Source organism: Lachnoclostridium sp. An138, assembly GCF_002160765.1.
Lineage (GTDB): Bacteria > Bacillota > Clostridia > Lachnospirales > Lachnospiraceae > Laedolimicola > Laedolimicola faecalis.
Window position 1 is genome coordinate 335695 of record NZ_NFLF01000001.1, and the last position, 25094, is coordinate 360788.

19 protein-coding genes are annotated in these 25094 nt (G+C 51.6%); 4 read left to right on the forward strand and 15 right to left on the reverse strand.

Annotation, left to right across the window (positions count from 1 at the left end; genetic code table 11):
- Positions 1-102: 102 nt before the first annotated feature.
- The 4 genes from asnB to B5E82_RS01510 form a co-directional block, all read right to left on the reverse strand.
- Positions 103-2082 (reverse strand): asparagine synthase (glutamine-hydrolyzing), encoded by a 1980-nt coding sequence (gene asnB / locus B5E82_RS01495; protein ID WP_087305579.1) that lies wholly within the window; start codon positions 2080-2082, stop codon positions 103-105.
- Between the two features lie 138 nt (positions 2083-2220).
- Positions 2221-3618 (reverse strand): hypothetical protein, encoded by a 1398-nt coding sequence (locus B5E82_RS01500; protein ID WP_087305581.1) that lies wholly within the window; start codon positions 3616-3618, stop codon positions 2221-2223.
- Positions 3608-5206, reverse strand: coding sequence for a sensor histidine kinase (locus B5E82_RS01505; protein ID WP_087305583.1), 1599 nt, complete (start codon positions 5204-5206; stop codon positions 3608-3610). Before B5E82_RS01505 ends, B5E82_RS01500 begins: the two co-directional genes overlap by 11 nt.
- Complete coding sequence (locus tag B5E82_RS01510; protein ID WP_087305694.1) at positions 5196-5870, reverse strand: response regulator transcription factor; 675 nt, start codon at positions 5868-5870, stop codon at positions 5196-5198. Before B5E82_RS01510 ends, B5E82_RS01505 begins: the two co-directional genes overlap by 11 nt.
- A gap of 254 nt (positions 5871-6124) precedes the next feature.
- Between B5E82_RS01510 and B5E82_RS01515 the strand changes: the two genes are divergently transcribed.
- Both B5E82_RS01515 and B5E82_RS01520 read left to right on the forward strand, forming a co-directional pair.
- Positions 6125-6718, forward strand: coding sequence for a rubrerythrin family protein (locus B5E82_RS01515; RefSeq protein ID WP_087305585.1), 594 nt, complete (start codon positions 6125-6127; stop codon positions 6716-6718).
- Between the two features lie 137 nt (positions 6719-6855).
- Positions 6856-7689, forward strand: coding sequence for an amidohydrolase family protein (locus B5E82_RS01520; protein WP_087305587.1), 834 nt, complete (start codon positions 6856-6858; stop codon positions 7687-7689).
- A gap of 175 nt (positions 7690-7864) precedes the next feature.
- On the opposite strand, the gene B5E82_RS01525 is transcribed toward B5E82_RS01520, so the two are convergent.
- From B5E82_RS01525 to B5E82_RS01545, 5 genes are all read right to left on the reverse strand, one after another.
- A complete protein-coding gene (locus B5E82_RS01525; protein WP_087305590.1) occupies positions 7865-9262 on the reverse strand; it encodes an ABC transporter permease in 1398 nt (465 codons plus the stop codon).
- Between the two features lie 3 nt (positions 9263-9265).
- Complete coding sequence (locus B5E82_RS01530) at positions 9266-11152, reverse strand: COG1361 S-layer family protein (RefSeq protein WP_087305592.1); 1887 nt, start codon at positions 11150-11152, stop codon at positions 9266-9268.
- Complete coding sequence (locus B5E82_RS01535; RefSeq protein WP_087305594.1) at positions 11149-11874, reverse strand: ABC transporter ATP-binding protein; 726 nt, start codon at positions 11872-11874, stop codon at positions 11149-11151. The genes B5E82_RS01530 and B5E82_RS01535 overlap by 4 nt, the downstream gene beginning before the upstream one ends.
- 349 nt (positions 11875-12223) lie before the next feature.
- On the reverse strand, positions 12224-13465 hold the full coding sequence (gene glyA / locus B5E82_RS01540) for a serine hydroxymethyltransferase (protein ID WP_087305595.1): 1242 nt from the start codon (positions 13463-13465) through the stop codon (positions 12224-12226).
- Positions 13466-13806: 341 nt separating this feature from the next.
- Positions 13807-15291, reverse strand: a complete 1485-nt coding sequence (locus B5E82_RS01545; RefSeq protein WP_087305597.1) for a hypothetical protein — start codon at positions 15289-15291, stop codon at positions 13807-13809.
- A gap of 309 nt (positions 15292-15600) precedes the next feature.
- On the opposite strand from B5E82_RS01545, the gene B5E82_RS01550 reads away from it, so the two are divergent.
- Positions 15601-16548, forward strand: a complete 948-nt coding sequence (locus tag B5E82_RS01550) for a TIGR01212 family radical SAM protein (RefSeq protein WP_087305599.1) — start codon at positions 15601-15603, stop codon at positions 16546-16548.
- Between the two features lie 78 nt (positions 16549-16626).
- Positions 16627-17139: a DUF4364 family protein gene (locus tag B5E82_RS01555; protein WP_087305601.1), complete on the forward strand. Its 513-nt coding sequence runs from the start codon at positions 16627-16629 to the stop codon at positions 17137-17139.
- 394 nt (positions 17140-17533) lie between these two features.
- Here the strand turns inward: B5E82_RS01555 and ytvI are convergent, their stop codons facing one another.
- The 6 genes from ytvI to tig all read right to left on the reverse strand — a co-directional run bounded on the left by ytvI (position 17534) and on the right by tig (position 24903).
- Positions 17534-18625: a sporulation integral membrane protein YtvI gene (ytvI, locus tag B5E82_RS01560; protein ID WP_242966218.1), complete on the reverse strand. Its 1092-nt coding sequence runs from the start codon at positions 18623-18625 to the stop codon at positions 17534-17536.
- 93 nt (positions 18626-18718) lie between these two features.
- A complete protein-coding gene (gene yihA, locus B5E82_RS01565) occupies positions 18719-19309 on the reverse strand; it encodes a ribosome biogenesis GTP-binding protein YihA/YsxC (RefSeq protein WP_087305604.1) in 591 nt (196 codons plus the stop codon).
- Positions 19299-21623 carry an endopeptidase La gene (gene lon, locus B5E82_RS01570; protein WP_087305606.1) on the reverse strand — a complete coding sequence of 775 codons (2325 nt, stop codon included), beginning with the start codon at positions 21621-21623 and terminating at the stop codon, positions 19299-19301. The genes yihA and lon overlap by 11 nt, the downstream gene beginning before the upstream one ends.
- A gap of 52 nt (positions 21624-21675) precedes the next feature.
- A complete protein-coding gene (gene clpX / locus B5E82_RS01575; protein ID WP_087305608.1) occupies positions 21676-22938 on the reverse strand; it encodes an ATP-dependent Clp protease ATP-binding subunit ClpX in 1263 nt (420 codons plus the stop codon).
- A gap of 14 nt (positions 22939-22952) precedes the next feature.
- Positions 22953-23546, reverse strand: coding sequence for an ATP-dependent Clp endopeptidase proteolytic subunit ClpP (gene clpP, locus B5E82_RS01580; protein ID WP_275532771.1), 594 nt, complete (start codon positions 23544-23546; stop codon positions 22953-22955).
- 70 nt (positions 23547-23616) lie between these two features.
- Positions 23617-24903 carry a trigger factor gene (gene tig / locus B5E82_RS01585; RefSeq protein ID WP_087305609.1) on the reverse strand — a complete coding sequence of 429 codons (1287 nt, stop codon included), beginning with the start codon at positions 24901-24903 and terminating at the stop codon, positions 23617-23619.
- Positions 24904-25094: the final 191 nt, after the last annotated feature.

Consider the following 25094-nt stretch of genomic DNA (forward strand, 5'->3'; position numbering starts at 1 on the left):
TTCTGATTTCCACCCCCGGCAAAAATATATGCTCCGCGGCGTTCGCCAAATGGACGCGCAGGCGCAAAGTTAAGGGGGCGGCCTGGGCCGCCTCCTCCTGGCTCACTGCCCGCGGAAATAAATATCATACCACACACAAAACACGTACACGGTCCAGAGCCTGCGGCTGTTATCCTTTCGCCCGTTCCGATGCTCTTCCAGAAGACGCAGAAGCTCCTCCCTGTGAAAGTATTTCCGCGCTGCCGGACCCCTGAAGGCAGTCCGAAGTCGTTCCTGGGCGTCATCCCCGCGGAGCCAGACACGGATAGGCACCGGAAAGCCAAGCTTTGGCCTCTCCGCCGCATCCGCATTCAGATAAGCAGCGGCAGCCCGGCGCAGAATGCGCTTCGTAGTCCGGCCGCGCTGCTTCTGACTGCCCGGCAGCCGGCGGGCAAGGGCAAAGACCTCCCGGTCCAGAAAAGGCACCCGCAGCTCCAGGGAATGGGCCATGCTCATCCGGTCCGCTTTCATCAGAATATCTCCGGCCAGCCACCGGCGCAGATCAATTTCCTGCATACGGTCTGCATCACGCATTCCCTTTGTCCGCTCATAGTCTTTTTCCAGGAGCCTGGCAGGCGGCACTGCCTGCGTGGGCTTTTTCAAAATTTTCCGCCGTTCCTCATAGGAAAAGATGCGGGCGTTCCCGATAAAGCGCTCCTCTACGCCGAGGCTTCCCCTTATCAGAAACTGCTTTCCCTTCACATCCGGCAGTCTCTCGGCCAGCTTTGCGGCAGCCTTTCTCCAAGCCTCCGGCAGCAGCTGGTAAGGACGCAGGGACGCCGGTTCGCAGTAAATCTGATAACCTCCGAACAGCTCGTCCGCTCCCTCTCCGGACACTACGGCCTTTACCTCCCGGGACGCCTCCCTTGCCAGAAAATACATGGCCACCGCCGAGGCGTCTCCCAGAGGCTCATCCAGATAGTACAGAACTTCCGGAACCGCCTCCCAGAATTCCCTTTCCCGAATCAGACGGCTCTTATGGCACAGGCCGCACTCCGCGGCGATCCGGTCTGCCTTGGAAATCTCATTATATCTGCACCCATCCGTCTCAAAGCCCACGGTATAAGCCCGCTTTCCGTAAGCCTTGTCCGCTTCCTTTTCCTCTTCCATTCCGCCTTCCTGGTTTTCACGGCTCAGAAGGGCCGCCACATAGGCAGAATCCACGCCGCCCGACAAAAAGGCTCCCACTTCCACGTCGGCCCGCATATGCGCCCGTACACTGTCCCGCATTACTTTATCGACTTCTTTTTTCCAATGCTCTTCCTCTGCTTTTCTTGCGTCTTCCTGCTCCGGAGCGAGCTCCGGGACAAAGTACCGGCGCAGTTCCAGAACGGGTTTTCCGGCCCGGTATTTCAGGCAGGCCCCCGGCTCCAGCCGGTAAATCCCTTTGAAAAACGTCTCTTCCAGAACAGAATACTGAAAAGAAAGGTATTGCTCCAGCGCCTCTTCGTTCAACTCCCGCCTCACCCCCGGATACTCCAGAATACTCTTGATTTCTGACGCAAAAAGAAACACATTTCCGATCAGCGCATAGTACAATGGCTTGATGCCAAAATAATCCCGGGCCAGAAAAAGCTCTTTCCTGCCGGCATCCCAGACCGCAAAAGCAAACATCCCCCTCAATCTTTCCGGCAGTTTTTCTTTCCACTCCTCATACCCGTGAAGAAGGACTTCCGAATCACCTTTCGTCCGGAACTGATGTCCCAGAGAGATCAGTTCTTCCCGCAGTTCCTGATAATTATAGATTTCCCCATTAAAAACCAGCACGATACTGCCCGTTTCATTTTTCATGGGCTGGGCACTGCCTGCCGTATCGATGATCGCAAGCCGCCGGAACCCCAGCGCCGCTCCGTCATCCAGATGCATCCTGCCGTCATCCGGCCCCCGGTGATGGAGCGCGTTCATCATAGCCTCCAGCGCCGCAGGCCGCGTTTCACTCCCCAAAACCGGGACCTTCCCCGCTCTCTCCGTGAAACTTCCACGCAGCGCGCTGACCTCTCCACTTTCTGTATCATCCCATATAAAACCGCAAATGCCGCACATATCCAGACCTCCTTTATTCCTTCGGACAGTGTAGCATTTACTTGTTTCGCTGACTTCTCACGCCTGTAACATTTCTGTATCAGACCATGCAGGCGCCGGCGTACCGGAAGCTCTGTACTTCCGGTACGCCGGCGCCGCTTAGAATTCCAGCACGATCCCCTGCCAGGTATAAAAGGAAAGATCCCGTTCTTCCAGCGCATTGCTGGCATCAATCAGAAGGCGGTTGTGATCCGCGTCATACTCCATGCGGTATACATAGCCGCAGCCCATGTAAAGCGTACGTCTGGCAAAAGAATCCCCGCTTCGCTGATACAGACAGATATCCGTATCCGGCTTACCGGACGACCGCTCCGCGGCAATCACCGTATTTCCATCGTCCAGAACCAGAAAACCGGCAATCTGCGTATCCGGCTCCAGTTCTATCTGTTCCTGATAGTCTCCCGCTCCATCATATACATAAATCCTTCTCTCCTGCGCGATATACACCCGATCCTGCTCTGCGTCCAGATACACCGGGAGCTTTCCGTAAGCGGTGTCCGCCAGGATCTCTGTGGAAGGGGGCCAGCCAACACTTTCCGATCCATTCACTCCATCCAGATCGTTCAAGTAAATAAACTGCACCCGGAACAGGTCCTCCGACGTATTCTGCTGATCAGAAATGAAGCTGTATACCAGGGACGCCCGGAGCCTGCCGTCTTTCCAGTCTGCATACAGCTGGATATCCGCAAGCTCTCCCAGCTCCATCGATTCATTCCAGGAAAACGCTCCGATGAAAGTATGTTCCCCGCTGGAAAGCTGTCTGAAATGGAGCACATCTCCGTCAAACCGGACTTTTTCTTCCGTAAGCTCTCTCATGCAGAATCCATAGCACAGCACCTCTGAATCCGGCGACCATGCCGCCAGAATCCGGTATTCCTCTCTGGGGCGCTCCATTCTGCGCCCGTCCAGAAGCTGCATAACATCCCCCGTCCTGGTATCCAACAAATAAAGCTGCTCCCAGGAATCCGACTGTGTATCATCAATATAGACCACATATCTTCCATCCGGAGATACGGCGTCGCAACCCGTCTCTCCCTCTGTCTGCCCCCGCGCCACAGTTTTCTGAAGCAGCGCCAGGCGGCCGGAATCTCCCGGCTCCAGCGGCAGCTCCCGTTCCTCATGAAATCCATAACGGTAATCCACAGAAGTCTCCAGACAGGCCATGTTCTCCCCGCTGTACCCGGTCTCCTGTTCTTCACTGCCGGACAGCTCCTGTTCCTCTGCGGAAAGGCCGTCTTCCTGCTGCCCGGATGACCAGTAACGGAAGCCGTGCTCTCCATCCAGATAAATTTCCGGCAGCCACGGCAGTCCATCTTTGATTTCTCTGCTGTAAATCTTATGTACTGTGTAGTCCTGTCCTTTCGTATATGCCGGATCGGCCGTTTCCGTCTCCTCCTCCGGAAGAAGTATAGTCTTCGTCTGAGGCGCCGTTCCGCAGCCGCCCAGCAACAGGCAGAGCGCGCAGAGCCACGCTGTCCATACCGTTTTAGCTCTCATCCTGGTCCTCCTTCTCCGGAAAAAACACACAAAATCTCACCCTGCTGTCCGGCGCGTTTTCCGCCCATATACGCCCTCCATGCTCCGTCACAATCTTCCTGCAGATCGAAAGGCCCAGACCTGCGCTTCCCTGTTCTCTGGAATACTCCTTGTCTTTTCTGTAAAATGGTTCGAAAACACTCTCAAGCTCTGCCGCCTCAAATGCTCTGTCAGCTTTGTTTTCCACACAGAACCAGACGCCTTCTCTTCTTCTCTGCCCCATAACGCGGATTCGTTCTCCTGTTTCTCCGTATTTCACCGCATTGTCGAGCAGGTTGATAAAGATCTGGCGCAGCCGTTCTTCGACACCGGATACCCTCAGGTTTTCCTCCAGGCGGAGCTTTATGGAACAGCCGTAGCGGTTCGCCTTGATTTCCATCGCCTCTGCCACACTCCGGATCAGCCGGTTCATGTCCACAGACACAGGTTCCTCCGCCATGCCCTTATCCGCCATTTCCAGAAGCTCCAGCACCATGCGGTGAAGCCGCGTGCTCTCATGAAGGATATGTCCGATGCCTTTCGTGAGCAGCTCCGGATCTTCTCCCCCATCCGCTTCAATCAGCTGGGCATAGCCCTGAATCGTAGTCAGCGGGGTCTTCAGCTCATGCGTTACATTGTTGTAGAATTCCTGCCGGCTTTCCATCAGCGCCCGGATGTGGTCCCGATCCTCCTGGACCCTGCTGATATAGCGTCCGGTCTGGCTCAGCATGGCGCTGAAATCCCGGGACAGTTCCCCGATCTCATCCCTTCGCCCGGAATCCGCCAGATCCGCGAGAAGCTCTGTATTGATCTGCTCCTGCCGCAGATCGAGGGTCATCTGCCGCGATACCTTGGCCAGCCGCCCGACAGGCTTCAATGCCCGGTTCAGGAACAGCGCAATGAGAAAAAACGCCGCCAGAAATACAATGGCTGCCGCCCGCAGAATCGTCCTTTCCATCTGTCTTCCCTGCTGCCAGAGTGCGCTGTAATCCATCGCGCTGCGGATAATTCCCATGGTTTTCCCTTCCACCGACACCGGCATGGAAAACAGCACCGTAAGAACTCCTTCTTCCTCATACACCAGCGTAAACGCCGCATTTCCATCCACCGCTTCCGCCAGATCTCTTCCCCTGGCCCACAGATGTTCCCAGGACATCCCTTCTGATGAGCCGCTCTGAAGGGAACCAGCCAGCATTTCTCCCTTCCGGGAGCAGACCGCCAGTAATTCCGTGCCGCTGCCTTCCAGCTCCAGCGCTATATCTTCTGCCAGAGACCGAAAGCTTTCTTCGTCATTGTTGGCCTCGTTCAAGATCAGCAGCTGCCGTACATAAACCTCTGTATTCTCACGAATTACCGAAAGCTCTCTGGCAATCTGCTCCTCACGGTTCGCATCCAGCTGCCGGCTGGCCATCCAGGAAAGAATCAGGGCACTCAGGGCAAAGATAGCCAGCAGGCCGCAGAGCGTCTGGGCGCGAAGTCCGAACCAGATTCCACCCTTTCCCGCGGTCTGCCGCTCCATATCCCTCTTCGGTTTCCCGCCCTGCTGCTCCTGTATTCTTTCAGGGAACATATTTATACCCCACTCCGAAAACCGTCACCAGCTGTTCGCCCAAATCCGCCTTGCGGCGGAGACGCTGAATATGAATATCCACCGTCCGCGTATCTCCCAGATAATCAAAGCCCCAGATCTGATCCAGAAGGGCGCTCCTTGTAAATACCTGGCGGGGATGCTTTACAAAAAACAAAAGCAGATCAAATTCCTTGGGCGTCAGATCCACGGGCCGTCCGTCCCGCAGAACCGTATGTTCTTCTTCCGACACTGCGATGGAACAGCAGGAAGCTTCTGTTCTCCTGCTCTCCTGTACCTTCTCAAACCGCCTCAAAATGGTGTGTACCCGCGCTACCACCTCTCTCAGGTCAAAAGGCTTGGTTACGTAATCGTCTGCCCCGGATTCCAGCCCATACAGCTTGTCCTCCACATTGCTGCGGGCTGTAAGCATCAGGATGGGAACATTTTCTCTCTCCGTCAGAAGCCTGCAGACATCCACGCCCGCGATATCCGGCAGCATCCAGTCCAGAAGCACCAGATTCGGCTGTCTTTCCTCTGCGGACTTGAGGCCCTCTGCCCCTGTACCGGCACAGAATACTTCAAAACCTTCCTTTTCAAAGCCATATTTCAAAATCTCCGCGATCGGTTTTTCGTCCTCGATGACAAGAATTTTTCGTTTTTCCAAATTCGTTTCCCCCCTCATACCCTTTCCCAGCGCATTGGGGAAGGGCATTCTTTCTACTGTATTATACAATTATACAGACTATACAGGCTCGCGGCTTCCTGTCTGCCCACAGCCTTTTCATAAGGATAGCCTACAGGTATAGCCTTTTCTTATCCAAGTTGTAAACAAATTGTAACCAAATTTTCTGATAGATTTTCTGATAGATTTTCCCCAAACTGCGCATACTATCTCCAAAAACAGGAAGGAGCATTTTTATGACAGTTGAATTTCAGAAAAGCGAAACACGCGAAAACCTGATGCGTGCCTTTGCCGGAGAGAGCCAGGCCCGCAACCGCTACACCTTTGCGGCTCAGCAGGCCCGTTCCATGCAGCTTCCCGTTATTGAAACGGTTTTTAACTATACCGCCAGTCAGGAACGGGCGCACGCCAAAATCTTTTACGACCACCTGAAGCAGCTCTCCGGCACCACCATTCATGTGGACGGAGGCTACCCTGTAGATATCTACACCAATATGGATGATCTGCTGAAGGCCGCCCAGCACAACGAATACGAAGAGCATGACCCCGTCTATAAAACCTTCGGCGATATCGCCCGGGAAGAGGGCTTCACAGCAGTCGCGGCTTCCTTCTACAGCATCGCCGCCATTGAGAAAACCCACGGGGACCGTTTTGGCGCCTTTGCGAAACTGATGAAAGAAGGACGGCTGTTTTCCTCTGAAAAAGAAGAATCCTGGATCTGTCTGAACTGCGGTCATATTTATACCGGCTGCGAAGTACCGCCCCGCTGCCCGGTCTGCCGAGAAGAACAGGGATATTTTATCCGTCTTTCCAGTCTTCCCCTCTCCTAAGCCGCAGTTCCAGACAGCAGTTCTGAGCCGCCGGGTCAGAACCTCTGCTTGAAAAATGAAAGGGAACCTCTTATAATGTAACTGCCGCTGACAGAACAAAGACATTTCAGCCGGTAAGCATAAGGAGGTTCCTTTTTATGATCATTGATTTTCATACTCATATATTTCCCGACAATATTGCCCACAGAGCTGTCTACAATCTGGAATTTACAGGCAGAGTGGTCGCCTATACAGACGGCACCCTGGAGGAGCTCCGTCTCTCCATGAAAGAAGCGGGGGTCACTCATTCCGTCGTACTTCCCATTGTAACCAAGCCCTCTCAGTTCCGCCATATCAACGAGTTTGCCCATTCCATCACTCATGAAGAACCGGATGAAGAGGGACTTTCCATTATTTCTTTTGGAGGCATCCATCCTGCTTCCACGAACTACAAAGAGGAACTGCATATTATAAAGCAGATGGGCCTGAAAGGAATCAAGCTCCATCCTACCTATCAGAATACCTATATCGACGATATCGGTTACGAGCGCATTATCGATTACGCCACACAGCTGGGGCTTCTCGTCTCTATCCACTGCGGACGGGATCTGGGCTTTCCCAAGCAGGTCAACGCCACGCCAAGGCGTCTCCGCCGCATGATCCAGGATGTCTTTCCGGGAGGCTCAGCCGAAAATCTCATTCTGGCCCATCTGGGCGGCCATGACATGGAAAATGAATCCGAGCACCTTCTGGTGGGCGGGGATTACTATATGGACCTGGCCTACATCCTGCGCCTGGCCCTGCCAAGCCAGATTCTGCGGATGTGCAGAAAACACGGCATCGACAAGATCCTGTTCGCCACAGACTCCCCCTGGAGCGGACAGAAGGAGGATATGGAATATATCCGGAAAATCGGTTTCACCGAGGAAGAACTGGAAAAGATTCTATATAAGAACGGAGCCAGGCTTCTGGGACTGCCCTGCCAGGGCTGACCCTGTGCCCCTGCCGGTTCATCCGGTTCATCCGGTTTCTTTTCCTTTTGCATTTCATGAAAACCAGAATTCCTGCCTTCGTCAAAACCGGCAGAAAAAAGAGACAGACAGCGGTTTCCAGAAAACCCGCCCGTCTGTCTCTTTTCTTCCTGTTCATAAACTTCAGAGCTCAAATTTATTCATTTCTTATAGCAGCCAGAGGACTTAGCCGCATAGCCCGGAGAGCCGGGAACAGTCCCGCCAGCATACCGATAAACACGGCAAACACCAGGGCCACAACCGCCAGATAGATGGGAATATACGAAATTCCTGAAGCATACATTCCCTTCATCACAAAATTAATGACTGCTGAGATAATATAGCTTAGAACCAGGCCGATGGCGCCTCCAATCAGTCCGATAAAGCCTGCCTCTGTCAAAAACATATTCCGAATAGCTGACAAATCGCAGCCCAGCACCTTCATGACTCCGATTTCTTTCGTGCGTTCATAAATGGACATCATCATGGTATTGGCAATACCAATGGCCGCGACAAAGAGAGACACCGCGCCGATGCCGCCCAGAGCCGCCTGAATGGAACGGGACTGCTCCTTCACCTGATTCATCCACTCCACATTACTGTTTGCCTGAAGGCCCAGCGCCCGTATCTGCTCCTGTACCTCTTCCACGTGATCCATATCATCCACCCGGATATAGGCTTCATCATAATAGATTTCCTTATATGGCTTTCCCGCGCTGTTCGTTGGCTGGCCGGGAATCGCTTTCCCCTTAAACGCCTTTGTCAGCTGTTTTTTCAAAGCGTTCACATTGCAGAGCACATAGCTGGAATTCTCACCATACTCTTCCTCTCCCCCTGCCATTACGCCGCAGGCGGGAACAACATATTTCTTCGGAGCCGGAACCGGAGTGCCGTTCTCATCTGTGCCGCCATATTTATTATTATAGTAGGCGTCCATATCAAAAATCACAAACATGGGATCGTTCATGAAATCCACTTCCGGCAGTTCTCCTGTCTCCCAATAATACTGCTGAGTCCTGGCATTATAAAAATTCGTAATTACCGTATTTCCATAAAACAGCTGAAGCTCATCCTCCGACGTGGGAATCGTTCCCTCCGCCGCCTCAAGATTCATTTTCTCCAGCGCTTCCTGACTCATACCCCGGATATAGATATTGCCTTCCCATATCCCCTGCTTTGCCAGGGCAGAGATGGAAAGCACCGGAGAAGCTACCTCCACATGTTCAATCTGCGAAAGCGTCTCCATCATGGCATCATCAATCCGGATGGGCTCGTTACTGCTGCTGTCGCTGGATGAGGAGCTTTCAATCATGACGCCCCCGCCGCTGTAGGTGGTATAACTGTAACCGCTCTCGTTGGGATAAACAGTAATTGTAGTCAGTCCGCCGTATTGCTCAATCTGCTCCATACTGCTCTTATTCAGGCCAAGTCCGAGAGAAATCATAACGACAATCGATGCTGTTCCCACGACCACGCCCAGCACTGTAAGGACAGTCCGCAGCTTTCTCCGCCACAGACTGCTCAGGCTCATTCTGAGCAAATCAACCTTATTCATGGACTACTCCTTTTCTTCGCTGCCTTCTGCCGTTTCCTCCTCAGAGGCTTCTGTGTCCGGAGCCTCTGTCTCTGAGCTTTCTGCTCCGGTGTCTTCTTCATCCAGGCTTACATCTACATCCTCCAGATCATCCAGCTCTTCATCCAGATCAGCCAGTTCCTGGGCCGCCTGAGCTTTTTTCTTCTTCTTTTTGAGGATAACCACAATGACTGCTGCAGCGGCAATGATAAGAGCCAGCGGCACCAGCACATACCAGATTTTAAAACCGCCGCCCTGATCCGCCATCGGATCAGCCATCATATCCATATCCATCTCCGGATAATAGGGTTCAGTGACAAACAGATTCATTTCTTTCTCTACCGTAGTCGCCTCACCGGCCTCATCCTCAAAGGTGATTTCAATTTTTATTACACCATCATCCATCGTAGCCGCGGCTCCGCTTAAATACGCATCTACATTTCCCGTGGCACCCGGCGCGATGTTTCCAAGATAAGTCTCTCCACCGGTAATGGAATCCCCTATGAATTTAACTGTTGTATTATAAAGCTGTGTCTTTCCGATATTGTAAATGCTGAACATGACGTTCGCCTCAGAGCCCACTTCAATGGATTCCGGCATCACCTCAATGCTGCTGGTATCAATCCTCGCCTCCTGGCGGACCGGAATCGAAACGCTGGCCGTATTTTCATAGGCGTTCACGTTCTCATCCTCATAGTTCATCTTCACATTTACCACATACGGCTTCTGGGACAGGTCCGCGCGCGCCTCCATCTCCATGGAGATATCTTTTGTGGCTCCCGGCGCAATCTGGTCCACAAAAATCGTACTGGAACCCGCCGTCGGCAGAAATGCCGCGGCCACATAGGTGGTATCCGTGCTTTCACTGGCTGCCTGAATGTCAAATACCATATTCTTTACCGCTGTAGCCTGAGAAGTGTTCTGCATATGGAGCGTCAGGGTAAAGGTCTCGCCTGCGTGAACCGTCTCCGGATCTGTAGAGAAACCTGTGACGATCACCCGCGGCGTGGAAGCTTTTCCATCCGCAGACACGCCTGTGGTACCCACTACCTTTACATAGGAAGTCAGCGTCACATTGGTCAGAACATTATTTTCATCCTCATAGCTCACCGTAAAATTGATCGGCACATATCCGCTGGGCGCGTCTTTCCGCGTCTTCAGCGTCCAGGTCAGCTCACGGCGTCTGTCCATATCAGAACCACCGTCATCCGTTCCAGGAAGTCCCTCTATCGTCTGGCTGTAATTCGACGTCTCAATCTCAAAGGGCCATGCAGCCGCGTCCTGGCTGATCTGCGGAGTCACCACCACATGATCCACCCAGCTCCGTCCCATATTGACCACCGGGAGCACCACATTGACATACTGGCCCGCGTTCGCCACCGGCGTCACCCAGTTGCCGCCGATCATGATGTTGCTGTTAGTAGTGGAAGGCTGAGGGTCCTCCTGGGGAGTTTCCGTTCCAGTATTATCATTTGACGGAATATAAGATGCCATTTTTGTCTTGGTCAATGATAAATGATCAGAAACTCCTGTCGTTGTCTTCATTGTGTCTATAACATTTTTTGCATCACTGACAACTTTTTTTAGTTCTTCTTTTTTATCTGCTGGAACAGAAGCTTCTATAGATGTATAATAATCGTCAAGCTGCGCTTTCGCGTCTGTTTTTGCATCTGCTAATTCTTGTGCAGGATCTGGCGGGGTTTTATCCTCTTCTTCCGGTACAGTCTTTGCATCAACATTGCTGCCCGTTCCCTCACCAGTCTGCGCCGCCTCCGCTGTCAGCGGTGTCCATCCCATTCCCGCCGCCGGAACGGCAAGCGCGGCGCACAGCGCCAGCAGAAGTGCTTTTTTTGCTAATCCAAGGTTCCTCATTTTCGTACTACCTCCCCTTTTCCTCGATTGTCTTCTATCTGCACGATCTTTCCGTCGATAATGTGGAATATTCTATCTGCAAAGCTGGCAAGATGATTATCATGGGTTACCATAACCAGCGTCTGATTCTGTTCACGCACAATCTTTTTCATCAGCTCCATAACCTCGGCTGATGTGTTGGAATCCAGATTTCCGGTCGGTTCATCCGCAAATATGATTTCCGGCTCCACCACCAGCGCTCTGGCCACGCCCACCCGCTGCTGCTGGCCTCCTGACATTTCATTCGGCCTGTGGTTTTTATGCTTCGACAGTCCTACCAGATCCAGCATCTTATCCGCCTTTTCCAGCCGGTTCTTTCGGGGAACTCCCCGGAACATCAAAGGCAGCGCCACATTTTCCACCGCGTTCATGGTTCCCAGAAGATTGAAGGACTGAAAGATAAAGCCTACATGTTCCCTTCGAAAACGGACCAGCTGGCTTTCATTCAGATTTTCCAGATGGGTACCGCTTATAACAATCTCCCCCTTTGTGGGTTTTTCCAGACCGGCCAGCATATTCAGCATCGTGGATTTTCCTGAACCGGAAGGGCCAACAATCGAACAGAACTCTCCTTTGTAAATATTCAGGCTTACCCCGTTCAGCGCCCTGACCCGGTTCTCGCCGATCCGATATATTTTATACAGGTTTCTCACCTGAATCACAGCTTCTCTTTTCTGCGCCATTTCTGTCTTCTCCCGCCCTCTGACAGCATACGGATGTCTGTCAGTCTCCTGCCGGTATTCAGCCCTGTCTTTCCTTTTGTTTCAGGCTCAAATACCATATCTTGTATCATATAGCTCAAGTATAGCACAAGAATTTCGAAAAAACTATTTAAGAATTCTTTAATATTATGTTAGTTAAACGAGGATATTTCCCGAAACTGCTGCGTAGAAAGCCCCGGAATCTTTCTCCAGATTCCGGGGCTTTTCTCATCTTTTCTGCTTCATGCTTCCATGCAATAGCAATACGGTGTCGATGCGCAGGGAACAATGTTCCTTGTACACCAACGCGTTCGCATTTCAAAATACTCCTTTACATATCCAGCGGATATTTGTCCGTCAAGCTCTTTACCAGGGCCTTCGCCTTCTCTGTAGCGCTCTCGCCTTCCTTAATCATCAGAGCTACCGCCTCAGCTATGGTTTCCATATCCTCTTCCTTCAGGCCGCGTGAAGTAACCGCCGGTGTGCCGATGCGGATACCGCTGGTGACAAAGGCGGATTTGGGGTCATTCGGAATGGTGTTCTTGTTAGCAGTAATGTTGGCTGCGTCCAGAAGATGCTCCACATCCTTTCCAGTCAGATCAAAGGGCGTCAAATCCACGAGCATGAGGTGATTATCCGTACCGCCGGATACAATCTTAATGCCTCTGTCCATCAGCCCTTTGCAGAGCGCCTGGGCATTCTTGACAACCTGCGCCTGATATTCTTTGTATTCCGGCTTCAAAGCTTCCTCAAAGCAGACTGCCTTTGCAGCAATCACATGCATCAGCGGGCCTCCCTGAATTCCAGGGAATACAGCCTTGTTGAAATTAAACTTCTTTGCAGTCTCGGCATCTGACATAATCATTCCGCCGCGGGGTCCGCGCAGGGTCTTATGCGTGGTTGTGGTCGTCACATGAGCATAGGGAATCGGGCTCGGATGAAGTCCTGCCGCCACAAGTCCCGCAATGTGAGCGATATCTACCATCAGATACGCTCCCACCTCGTCCGCAATCTCACGGAACCGCTTGAAATTCAGAGTACGGGCATAGGCGCTGGCTCCGGCTATAATCATCTTTGGCTTGCACTCCAGAGCGATGCGGCGGATTTCATCGTAATCCAGCACTCCGTCGTCATTGACTCCATAAGGCACCACATTAAAATAAGTTCCGGAAAAGTTAGCAGGGCTTCCGTGTGTCAGATGGCCTCCATGAGCCAGATTCTGTCCCATAATCGTATCTCCAGGCTTCAGCATCGCAAACTGCACTGCCATATTAGCCTGTGCTCCGGAATGAGGCTGTACATTCACATACTCGCAGCCAAAAATCTTCTTTGCTCTCTCAATAGCAAGATTTTCCACTACGTCCACGCATTCACAGCCGCCGTAGTACCGTTTCCCTGAATAACCTTCCGCGTATTTATTGGTTAAGGGGCTCCCCATGGCTGCCATCACTGCTTTGGATACCCAGTTTTCTGACGCAATCAGCTCAATATGGCTGTTCTGACGGTTCATTTCCGCCTCAATCGCGGCTGCAATCTCCGGGTCAACCGCTCTCACTTCCTCTAATGAATACATCTCTCTTCCTCCTGTACTTTCCCTGCGGCATATTTTGAAATGTCTTTCTATAGCGAACATTTGTCTTTTTCCGCATATGCTCTCATTATATTAGACCGTCAGTAAAAAAGCAAGTGTTTTTTATCCTGGCTTTACAGAGTTTATAATCCATTTATGATACCCTCAGTTGACAAGAACACACACGGTCAGGACAGGGCTGTTTCAGTGTCCTTGTCAACTGAGGGTAATGTCCCGGCTATAAAGGAGCCGGTCCCTGGATAACACATACATTGGAACAAAAAGGAGCCCCGGCATCACCCAAGGCTCCCTTATCCTTTTCCTCTGTTCTATAAGATCGATATCTACAGTACCACTGCTCCCAGCACGCAGACATTTCTTTCCGCAGCCAGAGCCTTCTCTTTTTTAATCAGCTTTGTATAAGAAGCTCCCTTTTTCTCCAGAAAAAGAATCCCATCATAGCTGCCCATTTCCTCCAGCGCAGATGCCTGAAAGACAATGCGCTCATAGGAGGAAAGGGTAATTCCTTCCAGTTCGGAGGCCAGGCTGCCGGCAAAAGCTTCCGCCTCTTCCTTTGCCATAGTACCCGCAAGCATTATCTTCTTGAGTCCTTCCTCTTTTGCCACAGCTGTCTTCAGGTTTGCAGCCGCAATCTTCAACTGCTCCTCATAAGTCACATCCGCATACTCGCCCTCTTCCAGATGCTGCAGCCATCCGTCTACAAAACCAAAAAGCCTCTTTTTAGCCGGGCTTTTTGTAATCTGTCCCAGCATGGGCATGCCGAACTCTTCCTGGAAACTCTCTGTACTCTGCAGCTTTCCGCTCATCAGATAAATGACTACTATGATAAAGGCTGCCAGGAACGCTCCCAGAACAAGGCCGATAACCGCGAACTTCACCGCCTCTCTTACCGGGCTTTCATAGCTGACGGTCTCGCCGACCACAATGGTCTCGCCTTCTTCTTCCACCACAGTCTCCAGCTCCGTCTGCATATTCTTCAGCTGAGTAAATGTGGAAGTATAGGAATTCAGCACTTCATTCTGATATGTCTGAATATCTCTGTCAATGCGCTCTGTCTGTGATTCTGACATCAGCGTAACTGTGTGGGCAGCGATCTGCTCCTGAAGCTGCGCGGAATAATCTTCTATCGCCTGCTTTGCAGCTTCCAAATAATCCGCACAGTTCTCCTCGTTCTCTGCGGTAATCTGAATCCGGAATATATTCGGTTTTCTCTCTCCGATACCGGCTATCTGAATCTGGGAACTGCTGCTTCCGTCTGAAAGTTCATAGTTTTCTTCCATGACAGGGCGGTCTTCACTCTCAAAAGAAATCAGATACTGGAGCTCAGACTCAGAAATCTCCCTGCCTGTCCCGAGAATCTCGGAAGCCAGCCTTCCGTCCGTGACAAAATCTTCATAGGCACTGATCAGACTGTTTCTGACCGTCTCCGCAGCCCCTTCTGTATTCAGATAAAAGCTCAGATTTCCTGTGGGCAGATTATAGGGATCAAGCTGCATAATCACTGAGCTGTCAATATAATCTCTCAGCCCTTTCATTTCATCCTGAAGGTTCTCAATAGCCAGATTGTAATACTCGATATTCGGATTCGAGATTACTTCCGCCTCTTTTTCCTCTCCGTCTTCCTGCGCCAGCAGCTGGGCTTCCCGCTTCGTCTGATTGCTCTGCACCGTGGACTGATATTTGTAGGCTCCGGCCAGCACTGCCACAATTATCATGGCTGCCACGATCCAGCGCCATTTTTTCAAACAGAAAAACAAAAGCTCCGTCAGGCTGATTTCCTTTTCGTAAGGCTCCTGATATTCGTTCATATTTTCTTCCTCCTGCTATTACTTTTTATCAAATAAGTAGGCACGACTCGGCGCTTTTCCTGAACTATGCAAATTATTTCAGACAGGATATCAAAAAGCCTGTCCCAGTTAGCCACCTGGATATCATCACATAGTTAGTTTATTATAGCTCATTTACACCGAAATATCAATAAAGTTTTCCCTTCCATCTGTTTTATGGTTTTCCTTTCCATCTGCTTTATGCCTCCACCCGCCTTATGCTCCCCCATTTTCCTGGCTTTTTGACTTTCTTGACATGTTTTCGCTTTCCACCTATAATTGTCTTTGAAAATGACAGACATCACAAAGGAGAATACGTTTTTGACTGACAGCCGCTTCCGTTCCCTGAACGATGACCTTCGGGAACGATTTGGAGAAAAACTGTATAAGCTGACGCTGAACGGAGGATGTACCTGCCCGAACCGGGATGGCACGCTTGGTACCCGCGGCTGTATCTTCTGCAGCGAAGGCGGGTCCGGAGAATTTGCCGCCAGCCCTCAGCTTTCCATACAGGAGCAGATCGAGGACGGAAAACGGCGTCTTGCAGGAAAGCGTCCTGTAAAGAAGTATATCGCTTATTTCCAGGCTTATACAAATACCTACGCCCCCGTGGAGCATCTCCGGCGCGTCTTTACGGAAGCCATCTCCTGTCCGGAGATCGCTGTTCTCTCCATCGCAACCCGTCCGGACTGCCTGGGAGAAGAGGTGCTGGAGCTTCTGGAGGAACTGAACCGCAGGAAACCTGTCTGGGTGGAGCTTGGGCTTCAGACCATTCACGAAAAGACCGCCTCCTTCATCCGGCGGGGATATCCCCTGCCGGTCTTTGACCGGGCTGTAAAGGAGCTGGAAGCCAGAGGGATCGAAATCATCGTCCATACCATTCTCGGCCTTCCCGGCGAGACAGCGGATATGATGCTGGACACCATGCGCTACGTGAACAGTACGCCGGCTGCAGGCATAAAGCTTCAGCTTCTGCATATATTAAAGCATACCGATCTGGCCGATTATTACCAGCATACAGGTTTTCACATTCTGACTATGAACGAATATGTGGACCTGGTGATCCGCTGCCTGGAAGTCTGCAGGCCGGATCTGGTGATACACCGGCTCACCGGCGACGGTCCAAAGGACCTTCTCATTGCGCCGGAATGGAGCCAGGCCAAACGCCAGGTCCTGAACACCATTCAGAAAGAGCTGAAAAGAAGAAATACCTTCCAGGGACGCCTTTATTCTCCCTGAATTCTGCTGCGCCGCTTTTTCCGGCCAAAAGCAGGACATGCGCCTCTTAAAGCCTCTTATCATGAAAGGAGACCAGTTATGGCAGATACCTTTACTCTGTACAAGCTGATTATTCTTTATCTGCTGGATAAAGTAAACTTTCCCATGAGTAACGCCCAGCTTTCCGAATTTATTCTGGAAAAAGAGTATACCGACTATTTCACGGTTCAGACAGCTCTGTCCGAACTGAGCGAGACCGGTTTCCTCAGGGTAAAAACTGTCCGGAATACCTCCCTTTACCGGATCACAGAGGAAGGCCGGAAGACTCTCTCCTACTTTATACAGAAAATCTCTCCCGCCATCCGTGAGGAAATCGATTCCTTTCTCCAGGAACACAGCTATGAGCTGCGCAATGAGATTTCCACACCGGCCGATTACTATAAGACAGATTCCGGTGAGTTCGCGGCCCGCTGCCGTGTTCTGGAAAAGGATTCCGTGCTGATCGACCTGACACTGACCGTTCCCGTAAAGGAGCAGGCCGAAGCCATCTGCAGCCACTGGAGAGATAAAAGCCAGAGCCTCTATGCTTCCATTATGAAAGAGCTGCTGTAACGTCTGTGTGCCGGGAAGTAAGTAATCTGTTCTACCATCGAATCCCCGCCGCATGCAGCGGATAGCAAACTGGCAGTACCCCAGGGGGCAGGGTATTTGCGCCCACAGGGCGCTTATCCTCGCGGCGTTCGCCAAATAGGCGCGCAGGCACAAAATCAAGAAGGCTGCCTGGCCGCCGTCCGCCTGGCTCACTACCTGCGGGAATAAACCCGCTCTGCGTCCCTGCAGCCATAAAAGCAGAAAAGCCGTGCGGCAGAAAAGACAGGCTTTGAAAACAAAGCTCCTGGATATCCCTCTTCTGCCGCACGGCTCATTTTTTGTTTCTGTTTTATTTCTGTTTATTTCTGAATGAAACGCTGCCAGTTCACCTTTGACAGGAACTATTCCGTTTCTTCTATTTATCTTTCCGGTAATTGTTCAGCCCCTCCGCCAAATTTTTCACATCCGCTATCAGATCGTCAAAGGCACCGGATTCATACAGGCTGATCAGAATCATACCGATAGGAACGGCGATAATCATAGCCAGAATTCCGCCCACTTTATAACCGATAAACATGCAGAACAGTGTCACAAGAGGATTCAGGCCTATGGTATCTCCCACAATCTTCGGCTGAATCAGCTGGCGCACCAGCTGGCTTACCAGATAAATAATAATAAGCCCCACCGCGAACTGGTAATCAGCGCTGAGAATCTTCAGCACCGCCCAGGGAATCAGCGCCGTCCCTGTCCCAAAGAAAGGCAGAAAATCCAAAATCGCAATCAGTACCGCAAACAGCACCGCATAATTAATCCCCAGAATCCAGAAACCGATCAACAGAATCAGCGCCACCACACCCATGATTTTAAACTGAGCCTTAAAATATCCGCCCACCGCTTTTTTAAAGTTTCCGGTAATAAAAATCCATTTTTCACGGAGAGACGCCGGCGTATGCTCCCGGACCCACTGCAGAATCTTTTCCCGTTCCGCAATGAAAAAATAGGCGGAAAGCACCGCGAAAATCACATTTACCAGAACGTTTGGAATATTTCTGGCGATACTGCCGGCCGCTGCCACCGTAGGAGTTCCTATGGTACTGACCACATCACCGAGGGAATTCGTAAGAGAGTCAATCAATCCCGACAGGCTTTCTGTCAGGTTCGGCGGGAAACGCGACGCGATTCCCTGCAGGTTATCTTCCGTCTCCGCCAGATCCTGAAGCAGAGCATTGTACAGTTCCGGCAGCGTCCCGATAAACCCGTAAATTTCCCGTATAATTCTGGATACCGCAAAATATCCGCCCACTGCCACCAGTGCTACAGCTCCAATAATAATCAGCATGGAACTGTGCTTCCGGACAATTTTCATCCGCTTTTCCATAAAACGGACCAGCGGATTCGCGATCATGGCAATGATCCATCCTATGACCAGAGGCATGAAAAACACCAGGAGTCTCGGAAGAAGAAGACAGACCAGAAGCAGTGCCGCCAAAGACAGTAAAATGTTCACAAAACTTTTCATATAGCTGCTGTTCATATTGTCACCCCGTCAGCTGCCGGGAGCCGGAATCCCTCTTTTCCGCCTGCCGGCGTCTTATTTGACTTAATTCTCTTCCAGTATTTCGTCCATCACGGCCCAGATCTCGTCCCTTCCCTGCTTGGTGAGAGCCGAAAAAGGAAGCATCTTTGTTCCGGGCTTTACGCCAAGACCTGTCCGCAGAATTTTCAGCTGTTTCTCTGTCTGGCTGCGCTTGATCTTGTCAAGCTTGGTGGCAATGATAATCGGATCGTATCCATTATAGACAATCCACTCGTACATCCGGCGGTCATTCTCAGACGGCTCGTGGCGGATATCAATCAGAAGAAAGACAGCGCGCAGCTGCTTTGAGCCATGGAGATAACGCTCGATGAGCTTTCCCCATTTTTCCCGTATCTCCTGGGCTACCTTCGCGTAGCCGTAGCCGGGCAGATCCACCAGATACATGGCGTCATTGATGTTGTAGAAATTGATGGTCTGGGTTTTCCCCGGCTGGGCCGAGGTTCTCGCCAGGGCCTTGCGGTTCATCAGCGCATTGATAAGAGACGATTTCCCCACGTTGGATTTTCCCGCAAAAGCGATCTCCGGCAGACTATTTTCCGGAAGACGGCTGGTGATGCCGCAGACCGTCTCCAGACTTACGTTTTTAATTTTCATGAAAGGCTACCTCTAATACATCCTTCATCTGCTCCGCATATACAATGCGCAGACCCTTTTTGATCTCCGGTGAAATGTCTTCCACATCTCTTTTATTCCGGGCAGGCACAATGACCGTCTTGATACCGGCGCTCTTTGCGGCCAGAATCTTCTCCTTCAGTCCGCCGATGGGAAGCACGCGTCCCCGCAGGGTGATCTCCCCTGTCATGGCTACCGACGCGTAGACCGGGATTCCCGTAATGGCCGACAGCATGGCTGTGGCCATCGTAATGCCTGCCGAAGGCCCGTCCTTGGGGACAGCCCCCTCTGGTATATGGATATGTATATCATGCTCCCGGAAGAACTTCTTTCCGATTCCATAATTTTCACTGACGGAACGGATATAGCTTAAGCCTGTCCGGGCCGATTCCTTCATCACATCGCCCAGCTGGCCGGTCAGAGAGATTTCTCCCCGTCCGGGCATGATATTGACCTCGATCTGAAGCGTATCGCCTCCCACGCTGGTCCATGCCAGACCGCGGACGATTCCTACCTCATCCGTTTCATTTGCCATGTCATAGATATAACGAACTTTGCCCAGATATTTCTCCAGATTATTCTCTGTAAGCTTTACAGATTTTCTGTCGTTCTCGAGAATCTCTCTGGCCGCTTTCCGACAGACCTCTCCCAGTTTCCGCTCCAGCTGACGCACTCCGGCCTCTCTCGTATAACCGTGTATAAGCTGCTCCAGAGCTTTGGCGCTGATGGAGAGCTGCCCCTCCTTCAGGCCGTTCTTTTCCATCTGCTTGGCAATCAGATGCTCTCTGGCAATATGCACCTTTTCGTTTTCCGTATAGCTGCTGACCTCAATCAACTCCATGCGGTCCAGAAGCGGCCGCGGAATCGTATGCACATCGTTGGCCGTGGCGATAAAGAGCACCTCCGACAGATCCAGCGGAATCTCCACATAATGGTCATGGAAACGGTTGTTCTGCTCGGAATCCAGTACCTCCAGAAGAGCGGAGGCCGTATCTCCCTTGTAATCGCTGCTGACCTTGTCGATCTCATCCAGCAGCATCAGCGGATTTTTCACGCCGGCCTGCCGCATACCGGCCGCGATGCGGCCGGGCATGGCGCCCACATAGGTCCTTCTGTGTCCCCGAATCTCCGCCTCATCCCGGACGCCGCCCAGGGAAATGCGTACGTATTTCTTATTCAGAGCTCTGGCAATGGAGCGGGCAATGGATGTCTTTCCGGTTCCGGGCGGTCCCACCAGACAGATAATCGGGCTGCGTCCCTTCTTGGTCAGAATCCGCACGGCGAGAAATTCCAGCACCCGCTGCTTCACCTTTTCCATTCCATAGTGATCTTCATTCAGAATCTGCTCTGCCCGCTTCAGGTCTGTGCTGTCTCTCGATGCCTTATCCCAGGGAAGCTCCAGCAGGGTCTCAATATATCCCCGGATTACTGCGCTTTCAGAGGAATTGTTCCCTATATTCTGAAAACGCGTAATTTCCTTTTCAATCTTTTCCTTAACCTCTCTGGATGCTTTCAGCTTTGTCAGCTCTTCCCGGAAATGATCGGCATCGGAGCCCGCCGTATCTTCTCCCAGCTCTTCCCGGATCACTTTCAGCTGCTCCCGCAGCAGATACTCTCTCTGGTTCTTGTCCACCCGGGCCTTCACTTTTTCCTGAAGTTCCCGTTTAAAGCGCAGAACTTCTATCTCCTTATTCATCTGTGCGCAGAGAAGCTCATAGCGGTCCGACAGAGTCACTGTCTCCAGAAGCTTCTGCTTATCCTCGTAATAAAGGGGAAGGTTGATCATGATCTCCTTCATCAGCTTCTCCAGATCCGCCGTCTCCGTAATCTGGCGTTCCAGCTCCTTCCCTACCTTTCCGCTTTCCCTGCAGTACAGGTGAAATGTCTCGGAAAGATTCCGAACCATAGCCTCTCCGTAAGCAGGGTCCAGATTCTCCAGCGCGTCCTCACTCTCAAAACGGATTACCTCTGCCTCCAGAAACTCTCCGTCCTGGGAAAAATGAGACAGCTCTGCTTTCTCCAGTCCTTCTGCCAGCACCCGGATTACATTGTGAGGCAGCTTGATTACCTGCTTCACAGACGCGATGGTGCCGATACGGTACAGATCCTCCGGCCCCGGCTGCTCTACCTGAACATCCTTCTGAGTTACCAGAAAGATCCTCTGTTCTTTCAGCATGGCCTGCTCAATGGCCTTTACCGAACGTTCTCTGCTTACATCAAAATGTATTACCATACCCGGAAGAATGGTCATTCCCCGCAGCGCCACTACGGGTAAAGTCTCAATCAGGTCATTCAACTGACGTTCCTCCTGTTTTCTTCTTATGCCGTATATACAATGAGATTCCGGGTTACGCCCGGAATCTCACCTCATTGCTCGTCGTCACAGGCTTGCCCGTTCCTTCCACGACTTCTTTTGTTATCATACAATTGGTAATGCTCTCATCTGACGGAATCTCATACATGGTATCCAGCATAATGCCTTCCATAATGGCACGCAGGCCTCTCGCTCCCGTCTTACGCTTTACCGTCTGCTCTGCGATGGCTTCGATGGCCTCCCTCTCAAAGGAAAGCTTCACGCCATCCAGCTCGAACATTTTTTTGTACTGCTTTACAATGGAGTTCTTCGGCTCCACCAGAATCCGTACCATGTCCTCCTTAGTCAGGGCGTCCAGCGCCACTGTCACAGGCACACGTCCCACGAACTCCGGAATCATTCCGAATTTAACCAGATCCTCCGGAAGGAGCTTCCGAAGCAACTGGCCCACATTGTCCTCTTCATTGGGCTTTCCAAGCTCAGCGCCAAAACCGATGGTTCTCTGATCCATACGGCGCTCTATGATCTTCTCAAGACCCTCGAAGGCTCCTCCGCAGATAAAGAGGATATTGGTGGTATCGATCTGAATCAGCTCCTGATGGGGATGCTTTCTTCCGCCCTGGGGCGGCACGGAAGCAATGGTTCCCTCCAGAATCTTCAGAAGAGCCTGCTGCACGCCCTCGCCGGATACGTCTCTGGTAATGGACGGATTCTCAGACTTTCTTGTAATCTTGTCAATCTCATCGATATAGATAATGCCGTGCTGGGCGCGCTCGATATCATAATCGGCTGCCTGAATGATTTTCAGCAGAATATTTTCCACGTCCTCGCCCACATAGCCGGCCTCTGTCAGAGAGGTGGCGTCCGCAATGGCAAAGGGCACATTCAGAAGCCGCGCCAGCGTCTGCGCCAGCAGCGTCTTTCCGGAACCGGTAGGCCCGAGCATCAGAATGTTGCTCTTCTGCAGCTCCACATCGGAATTCTTCTTGTCTTCCATGGCAAGAATCCGCTTATAGTGGTTGTACACCGCTACGGAAAGCACTTTCTTTGCCTCATCCTGCCCGATCACATAATCATCCAGGAAGGCCTTGATCTCCTTGGGTTTTAACAGGTTGATCTCTTCCGGTCCCCGTTCTATCTCGTCCTGTTCGAATTCTTCTTCGATCAGCTCTGCGCACAGCTCCACGCACTCATCACAGATGTAGGTCCCGCTGGGCCCGGAAATCATTTTCCGGACCTGATCCCCTGTCTTTCCGCAGAAGGAACACCTTATCTTATCATCACTAATCCTGGCCATTTATAATCTTCCTTTTATGCTCTCTTTGTCACAATGCTGTCGATCAGTCCATAGGCAACCGCTTCCTCCGCGCTCATATAATTATCGCGCTCGGTGTCAGCCGCAATGACCTCCAGCGGCTGTCCTGTATTGGCCGCCAGAATCTCGTTCAGCTTTTTCTTGGTCTTCAGAATATGATCCGCCACAATCTTGATGTCTGTGGCCTGGCCCTGGGCTCCGCCGGAAGGCTGATGAATCATAATTTCGGCATTGGGGAGCGCCATGCGCTTTCCCTTTGCTCCTCCTGCCAGCAGGAAGGCTCCCATGCTGGCAGCCATGCCCATACAGATGGTGGACACATCACACTTGATATACTGCATCGTATCGTAAATCGCCATACCCGCGGTCACGGAACCGCCCGGACTGTTAATATACAGGCTGATATCCTTTCCCGGGTCCTCAGACTCCAGAAACAGCAGCTGAGACACTACCAGGCTTGCGGATACATCCGTCACTTCCTCCCCCAGAAAGATAATCCTGTCCTTAAGCAGGCGGGAATAGATATCATAGGAACGCTCTCCCCGGCTGGTCTGCTCAATGACGTAAGGTACCAAACTCATATTCATCATGCTTATCATTTCCTTTCTGTCAGGTTCTGTCAGGATTTCTGAATTATTTCCGCACTTTTACGCAGAATCCTTATTTCTCCACAGCCGCTTCCGTTACCAGATCAACGGCTTTCTGAATTGCCAGATCCTCTTTGATATTCTTCTTATCCGCATCGCTGAACAGCTCTTTGAGTTTATCCACTTCCATCTTGTACTGCTCTGCCATACGCGCGTACTCTGCTTCCAGCTCCTCATCGGTAGCTTCCAGATTCTCAGCGGCAGCCACTGCCTCCAGTACGAGACGGCTCTGAATTCTCTTCAGGGCCTGGGGCTTGGACTGCTCTACCAGAGCGTCTACCGTAGAACCTGTGAACTGCATGTACTGATCCATGGAAAGTCCCTGCATCTGCAGTCTCTGCGCGAACTCATCCACCATCTGCTCAGCCTGAGTCTTCAGCATGGCATCCGGAATCTCCATCTGAGCGCCCTCGATGATCTTCTCGATGACCTCGTCTTCCTTCTTTGCCTTTGCGGAAGCTGCCTTCTTCTCCTCCAGTTTTTTGCGCACGTCTGCCTTATATTCCTCCAGCGTGTCAAACTCGGATACGTCCTGAGCGAAATCATCATCCAGCTCCGGCAGCTCTTTTACCTTGATCTCCTTTACCGTGCACTTGAATACGGCCGGCTTTCCTGCCAGGTCCTTTGCATGGTAATCCTCCGGGAAGGTTACGTTTACTTCCACTTCCTTGCCAATCTCAGCGCCCACAAGCTGCTCCTCGAAGCCCGGAATGAACGCGCCGGAACCAATGGTCAGCGGATAATCCGTCCCCTTTCCTCCCTCAAAAGGCGTTCCGTCCACAAAGCCCTCGAAATCAATCACAGTCATATCCCCATCCTGTACCGGACGATCCTCTACTGTGATCGCTCTGGAATTGTTCTCGCGCTCTTTATCAATCTCTGCGTTTACTTCCTCGTCTGTGGCTGCGGTATCCGCCTTCTCTACCTCGATGCCCTTGTACTCTCCAAGAGTCACTTCCGGCTTCACTGCCACCTCTGCTGTAAAAATGAAGGGCTTGCCCTTCTCGATCTGCTCCACGCTGATCTCCGGACGGGATACCAGCTCCAGCTCGCACTCATCCACAGCCTTCTCATAGGCGCTGGGGATCAGCTCATTTACAGCGTCCTCATAAAAGAACTGGGGACCATACATTTTCTCGATCATCTGGCGCGGTACCTTGCCCTTACGGAAGCCCGGAATGGAAATCTGCTTTCTATTCTTCAGGTAAGCTCTCTGGAGAGCGCCCTCCAGTTCCTCGGGGGACACCTCAATGGTAAGCTTTGCCATGTTCTTCTCTAATTTTTCCACCTGTAAACTCATCTTCTATTTTCCTCCTTAAATTGTATACCTCTTTAGGACTGCACAGAATATCATATAGAAAGTGCGCTGCTGTTCCGGCTGCGGATACAGTTTTCAGCACATACTTACAGTCATTGTAATAGTATAGCATGGGCCTTCTGTAAAAATCAAGTACCTGCATAAAAAATATGCCAGGAGCCCTCCGCCGGCTC

What these genes read in the sequence shown, in the direction of transcription:
- B5E82_RS01505 (WP_087305583.1), bottom strand. Translation starts at nt 5,206, where the DNA reads ATGTTCCCTGAAAGAATACAGGAGCAGCAGGGCGGGAAACCGAAGAGG.
- asnB (WP_087305579.1), bottom strand. Translation starts at nt 2,082, where the DNA reads ATGTGCGGCATTTGCGGTTTTATATGGGATGATACAGAAAGTGGAGAG.
- B5E82_RS01500 (WP_087305581.1), bottom strand. Translation starts at nt 3,618, where the DNA reads ATGAGAGCTAAAACGGTATGGACAGCGTGGCTCTGCGCGCTCTGCCTG.
- B5E82_RS01545 (WP_087305597.1), bottom strand. Translation starts at nt 15,291, where the DNA reads ATGAACGAATATCAGGAGCCTTACGAAAAGGAAATCAGCCTGACGGAG.
- clpP (WP_275532771.1), bottom strand. Translation starts at nt 23,546, where the DNA reads ATGATGAATATGAGTTTGGTACCTTACGTCATTGAGCAGACCAGCCGG.
- B5E82_RS01515 (WP_087305585.1), top strand. Translation starts at nt 6,125, where the DNA reads ATGACAGTTGAATTTCAGAAAAGCGAAACACGCGAAAACCTGATGCGT.
- B5E82_RS01530 (WP_087305592.1), bottom strand. Translation starts at nt 11,152, where the DNA reads ATGAGGAACCTTGGATTAGCAAAAAAAGCACTTCTGCTGGCGCTGTGC.
- B5E82_RS01555 (WP_087305601.1), top strand. Translation starts at nt 16,627, where the DNA reads ATGGCAGATACCTTTACTCTGTACAAGCTGATTATTCTTTATCTGCTG.
- B5E82_RS01535 (WP_087305594.1), bottom strand. Translation starts at nt 11,874, where the DNA reads ATGGCGCAGAAAAGAGAAGCTGTGATTCAGGTGAGAAACCTGTATAAA.
- B5E82_RS01520 (WP_087305587.1), top strand. Translation starts at nt 6,856, where the DNA reads ATGATCATTGATTTTCATACTCATATATTTCCCGACAATATTGCCCAC.
- glyA (WP_087305595.1), bottom strand. Translation starts at nt 13,465, where the DNA reads ATGTATTCATTAGAGGAAGTGAGAGCGGTTGACCCGGAGATTGCAGCC.
- B5E82_RS01550 (WP_087305599.1), top strand. Translation starts at nt 15,601, where the DNA reads ATGACAGACATCACAAAGGAGAATACGTTTTTGACTGACAGCCGCTTC.
- B5E82_RS01525 (WP_087305590.1), bottom strand. Translation starts at nt 9,262, where the DNA reads ATGAATAAGGTTGATTTGCTCAGAATGAGCCTGAGCAGTCTGTGGCGG.
- clpX (WP_087305608.1), bottom strand. Translation starts at nt 22,938, where the DNA reads ATGGCCAGGATTAGTGATGATAAGATAAGGTGTTCCTTCTGCGGAAAG.
- yihA (WP_087305604.1), bottom strand. Translation starts at nt 19,309, where the DNA reads ATGAAAATTAAAAACGTAAGTCTGGAGACGGTCTGCGGCATCACCAGC.
- tig (WP_087305609.1), bottom strand. Translation starts at nt 24,903, where the DNA reads ATGAGTTTACAGGTGGAAAAATTAGAGAAGAACATGGCAAAGCTTACC.